4 protein-coding genes are annotated in these 4,339 nt (G+C 64.9%); 1 reads left to right on the forward strand and 3 read right to left on the reverse strand.

The window, feature by feature from the left end:
• The 3 genes from EOB49_RS31100 to EOB49_RS31110 form a co-directional block, all read right to left on the reverse strand.
• Positions 1-310 (reverse strand): biotin/lipoyl-containing protein (locus EOB49_RS31100; protein ID WP_292702464.1); only part of this gene is annotated, 310 nt, incomplete at its 3' end.
• A 1-nt stretch (position 311) separates the two neighbouring features.
• Positions 312-1,325, reverse strand: coding sequence for an alpha-ketoacid dehydrogenase subunit beta (locus tag EOB49_RS31105; RefSeq protein ID WP_127383229.1), 1,014 nt, complete (start codon positions 1,323-1,325; stop codon positions 312-314).
• 3 nt (positions 1,326-1,328) lie between these two features.
• A complete protein-coding gene (locus EOB49_RS31110) occupies positions 1,329-2,561 on the reverse strand; it encodes a 3-methyl-2-oxobutanoate dehydrogenase (2-methylpropanoyl-transferring) subunit alpha (protein ID WP_127329240.1) in 1,233 nt (410 codons plus the stop codon).
• A 632-nt stretch (positions 2,562-3,193) separates the two neighbouring features.
• On the opposite strand from EOB49_RS31110, the gene holA reads away from it, so the two are divergent.
• The gene (holA, locus tag EOB49_RS31120) at positions 3,194-4,240 is read left to right on the forward strand and encodes a DNA polymerase III subunit delta (RefSeq protein WP_127383230.1); all 1,047 of its coding nucleotides are present in this window, start codon (positions 3,194-3,196) and stop codon (positions 4,238-4,240) included.
• Positions 4,241-4,339 lie beyond the last annotated feature (99 nt).

Consider the following 4,339-nt stretch of genomic DNA (forward strand, 5'->3'; position numbering starts at 1 on the left):
GGTTAGGGGTGGGGGTAGATGCCGCTGTGACCTCTGGCGATTTCGTGTCTGCGACAACATTCCCCTCGCCCGCCACCTTCAGCCGCACGATGGGCGAACCGATCGCCACCGTGTCGCCGATCTCGGCGCCCAGCCACAGGATCTCGCCGTCGACCGGCGACGGGATTTCAACCGTCGCCTTGTCGGTCATGACGGCGGCAAGCACAGTGTCCTCGCGCACCATGTCGCCGATCTTGACGTGCCATTCGACCAGCTCGGCCTCGGCGACCCCTTCGCCGACATCGGGCAGCTTGATGATGTGTTCGCCCATCTCAGGCTCCCATGGTTTCAAGCAGGGCACGGCCGACCCGGGCGGGACCGGGGAAATAATCCCACTCCTGCGCATGCGGATAGGGCGTGTCCCAGCCGGCGACCCGCGCCACCGGCGCTTCGAGGTGATAAAAACAGTTTTCCTGCACCAGCGCCGACAGTTCGGCGCCGAAGCCGGACGTCAGCGTCGCCTCATGCACGATGACGCAGCGCCCGGTCTTCTTGACCGAAGCGACGATCGTGTCGAGGTCGAGCGGCAAAAGCGTCCTGAGATCGATGATCTCGGCATCGATGCCGGTTTCCTCGGCCGCGGCCTGCGCGACATAAACCATGGTGCCATAGGCGAGCACGGTGAGGCCCGAGCCTGCCCTGCGGATCGCCGCCTTGCCGAGCGGCACAGTGTAGTGGCCGTCGGCGACCTCGCCGAGCTCATGTTTCGACCACGGCGTCACCGGCCGGTCGTGATGGCCGTCGAACGGACCATTGTAGAGCCGCTTCGGTTCGAGGAAGATCACCGGATCGGGGTCTTCGATCGCCGCGATCAAGAGCCCCTTGGCGTCGTGTGGGTTGGACGGCACCACGGTCTTCAGCCCCGACACATGAGTGAACAACGCTTCCGGGCTCTGGCTGTGCGTCTGGCCGCCGAAGATGCCCCCGCCGGTCGGCATGCGCACCACAATCGGGCAGGTGAAATCGCCGTTCGAGCGGTAGCGCAGCCGCGCCGCTTCCTGGGTCAGCTGGTCGTAGGCCGGATACATGTAGTCGGCAAACTGAATCTCCACGCAGGGTTTCAGGCCATAGGCGGCCATGCCGATGGCCGAGCCGACAATGCCGGATTCGTTGATCGGCGCATCGAAGCAGCGGCTCTTGCCGTATTTGGCCTGCAGGCCCTGCGTGCAGCGGAAGACGCCGCCGAAGAAGCCGACATCTTCGCCGAACACGACGACTTTGTCGTCGCGCCCCATCGATACATCCATGGCATCGCGAATGGCCTCGATCATGGTCCGTCTCGGCATGGCTCAGACTCCCGCCTGCTGGCGCTGGCGTCTGAGATGCGGCGGCATCTCGGCGTAGAGCCCCTCGAACATGTCTCGCGTCGACGGCTTGCCGCCGGCATGCAGCGTGCCGTGGCTTTCGGCTTCCTTCTGCGCCGCGATAACCGTGTCGAGGATTTCCGCCTCGGCCTGCGCGTGCCGCTCGTCCGACCAGACGCCAAGCTGAATGAGATGGTTTTTCAGCCGCACGATCGGATCGCCGAGCGGCCAGGCGTCGGATTCGGTCTTCGGCCGGTAAGCGGACGGGTCGTCCGAGCTCGAATGCGCGCCGGCACGGTAGGTGACATATTCGACGAGCGTCGGCCCGAGATTGCTGCGCGCCCGCTCCGCCGCCCATTTGGCAACCGCGTGGACGGCGAGATAGTCGTTGCCGTCGACGCGCAGCGACGGGATGCCGAAGCCGAGCCCCCTTGCCGCGAACGTGCCCGAGCCGCCGCGCGCAATGCCCTGAAAGGTCGAGATCGCCCACTGGTTGTTGACCACATTGAGCACGACCGGCGCCTTGTAGGTCGAGGCGAACACCAGCGCCGAGTGGAAATCGGATTCGGCCGTCGAGCCGTCGCCGATCCAGGCGGCTGCGATGCGCGAATCGTTCGATATCGCCGAGGCCATCGCCCAGCCGACCGCCTGGATGTACTGCGTCGCTAGATTGCCGGAGATCGAGAAGAAGCCGTGCTCCTTCGACGAATACATGACCGGTAATTGCCGGCCCTTCAGCGGATCCGCCTCGTTGGAATAGATTTGGTTCATCATCGTGACCATCGGATAGCCGTCGGCGATGAGCAGCCCTGCCTGACGATAGGTCGGGAAATTCATGTCACCCGGCGCCAGTGCCTTGCGGAAGGCGCAAGCCACCGCCTCTTCGCCCAGATGCTGCATGTAGAACGAGGTCTTGCCCTGCCGCTGCGCCATCTGCATGCGCGCGTCGAAGGTCCGCAGCGTCATCATGTGGCGCAGGCCGGCCAAAAGCTCGTCGCTTGAAAGCAGTCCGGCCCAGGGACCAACGGCCTCGCCAGTGCGGTTCAGCACGCGGATGATCGAGAAGGCATGATCGCGGATGGTGCGCGGATCGACATCGATGTCAGGGCGCGGCACCGAGCCGGCCTTCGGGATCGGCACATTGGAAAAATCAGGCGTTCCGCCCGGCCGCACTTCCGGTTCCGGAACGTGAAAACGCAACATCCCAGCATCGGCCATGACCTTTGTCCTCCAATGTTGCCTGGTGTCGATATTTGCATATCTGCGCCGCCAGGCCAGTGCGAATTCGTCGGGGTAGCCTGCGGACGTCGGTCCGGCTGCGCCGGCCGATCCAGCCTCCCGCGCACCAAGATGAAGATATGTCGGCGAAATTTCTTGTCGATGTTGGGCGAGGATGCGCAATTAGAGAGAAGGTTGAGCCGGGTTCGCTGGCAGATAAGGTGATTGGTGGCAGAGCCTCGCGCCTTTCCCGTCGATCGGGGAGAAGTGTTACCCATCTATCCGGTTCGAACTGCTACCATCTATCGGCTCGACAGAGCGAAGCTCGACGGAGTAGGGGTCGATCTTCGTCAACGCAATGCTTCCGCTGATTGCCGCCTTGCCTGCTCGCCGGCTTGTGCCTGTCCTGCGGCGACGGCGCGTTTGGCTGATGGCTTCCCCCACTCCGTCGCTGCTTCGCAGCGCCACCTCTCCCCCCTCCGGAGGGAGAGGAAGGGCACCAAGGCTGGTGAACTCGCGCCTTTCCTCTACCCCGTCGATCGGGGGAGAGGTGTCGAGCGAAGCTCGACGGAGTGGGGGTCGACCGTCGCCCCAGCTGGATGCAGCCCCCGCATCATGCTAACCAACCCGCCATGGCACAGAAGAAAGCTTACGAGGTCGACGGCTGGCTCGCGAAGCCGGACCAGCGCATTTCGATCGTCCTGCTTTACGGCCCCGATCGCGGCCTCGTATCCGAGCGGGCGAAGGCATTTGCCGGCAAGACCGGCCTGCCGCTCGACGATCCCTTCTCGGTGGTCAGGCTCGAGGGTTCGGAGGTCGACCGCGACGAGGGCCGGCTGCTCGACGAAGCCCGCACCGTGCCGATGTTTTCCGATCGGCGCCTTTTGTGGGTGCGCAATGCCAGCGGCCAGAAGGCATTGGCCGACGACGTCAAGGCGCTGACGGCGGAGCCCGTGCGCGATGCGATCATTCTCATCGAGGCCGGCGATCTCAAGAAAGGCGTCGGATTGCGCGCCATCGTCGAGGCGGCCGACAACGCCATGGCGCTGCCTTGCTATGCCGATGAAGCGCGCGACATCGACGGCGTCATTGACGCCGAACTGAGCAAGGCCGGCATGTCGATGACCATGGAGGCGAGGCAGGCGCTGCGCCGCAATCTCGGCGGCGACCGGCTGGCCTCGCGCGGCGAGATCGTAAAGCTCGTGCTCTATGCCCATGGCCAGACCGAGATCGGGCTGGAGGAGATCAAGGCGATGTCGGGCGACGTCTCCGGCGCCTCTTTTGACGACGCGGTCGACGCGCTCCTCGAAGGCAAGATCGGCGACTTCGACACCGCCTTCACTCGCCATTGCCAGTCCGGCGGCCAGCCCTTCCTGGTGCTGTCCTCGGCAATGCGGCAGCTGCAGCAGATCCAGATCATGCGCGGCCAGATGGAGTCCGGCAACCGCAACGCCGCCTCGGTCGTCGCCGCCGCCCGGCCGCCGGTGTTTTTCTCCAGGCGCAAGCTGGTCGAGAAGGCGCTGGAGCGCTGGAGCACTGACGCGCTCGGCCGCGCGTTGACCCGGCTGCAGACGGCGGTGCTGCAGACACGACGGCGGCCGGACCTTTCCGTGGCGCTGGCACGGCAGGCGCTGCTGGGGATTGCGGTGGAGAGTAGCCGGTTGGCGCAGCGCGGCTGATCTCCCCCCTCGAGGGGGAGATGTCGCCGAAGGCGACAGAGGGGGTCGTTGCGCGTGGAGCGCTGGCCTCCTTACTTCCTTACTTCCTTACTTCCTTAC

This window comes from Mesorhizobium sp. M7A.F.Ca.MR.148.00.0.0, assembly GCF_003997735.1.
Lineage (GTDB): Bacteria > Pseudomonadota > Alphaproteobacteria > Rhizobiales > Rhizobiaceae > Mesorhizobium.

Excerpts from the sequence above, each read along its gene's own strand:
- EOB49_RS31110 (WP_127329240.1), bottom strand. The coding sequence starts at position 2,561 with ATGGCCGATGCTGGGATGTTGCGTTTTCACGTTCCGGAACCGGAAGTG.
- EOB49_RS31105 (WP_127383229.1), bottom strand. The coding sequence starts at position 1,325 with ATGCCGAGACGGACCATGATCGAGGCCATTCGCGATGCCATGGATGTA.
- holA (WP_127383230.1), top strand. The coding sequence starts at position 3,194 with ATGGCACAGAAGAAAGCTTACGAGGTCGACGGCTGGCTCGCGAAGCCG.